At 62.5% G+C, this 786-nt stretch carries 1 protein-coding gene; it reads right to left on the reverse strand.

Going from position 1 to position 786, the window contains the following annotated elements; genetic code table 11:
- Positions 1–667, reverse strand: a 667-nt coding sequence (locus GV832_RS22765) for a ParA family protein (protein WP_168776934.1), incomplete at its 3' end; no start/stop codon positions are given.
- Positions 668–786 lie beyond the last annotated feature (119 nt).

Raw genomic sequence — 786 nt, forward strand, 5'->3', positions numbered from 1 at the left:
TGGCGTTGGCGCGGGCCGCCGGTCCAAGGGGGCCGTGATAGCCCAGTTGTTCGAGGATTCTCGAATGCGGAACGATCACGTCGAGATGGTCGAGACGCAGGATCTCTTGCAGCACGTCTTGGTCGCGTTTCGGCAGTTGCGCCATTCCCCCTTCCCGGGTCGCGGCATCGATGATCTTCGGCCCCGCATCCATGACGAGGACGCGCACCGCCGGGAACCGCTCACCTTCGGCAATCGAAGCCCGGAGGTCGTCCATCCAGAGGACGGCGCGATGGGTCATTTCCCATTCGGCATAGACAGGGCGCGCGGGGATCAGCACTAGATCTGAGATCAGACAGAAGTCCTCGGTGTCAGTATGGGTGCCCGGCCGGGTGTCGATCACGACCAGATCGACGCCACGTTCTTCCTCGACCTCAAGGAGCGACAGAAGCCCTTCGACGCTCTCGGGTGGCGAGAGGATCGCCAGGCTCTCCGGCCAGTCGGGCTTATGCGCACCTTCCCAGGTGGCCAGTTCGAAGCTGTCGCGCCAACGGCCGAGTTGGGCGTTGACGTCGCCATCGATCAGGGTGACGCGGCGCCCAAGGTTCAGTGCTGCAGATGCGAGAAGCATGGCGGTCGTGGTCTTGCCCGAGCCGCCCTTAGTCTGCACGATGGTAATAACTTGCATGAAATGACGCCTCCACAAACGGTACTCGATACACCTTGCACCGACGCCCGGCGTTCTTTCATGACGCTGCGGAAGGCAGTGCACCGCGGGCAAGCCAAGATCCAGCGAAGCCGTTGTAA

It is taken from the genome of Stagnihabitans tardus, from assembly GCF_009925085.1.
In the GTDB taxonomy this organism is placed as follows: domain Bacteria; phylum Pseudomonadota; class Alphaproteobacteria; order Rhodobacterales; family Rhodobacteraceae; genus Stagnihabitans; species Stagnihabitans tardus.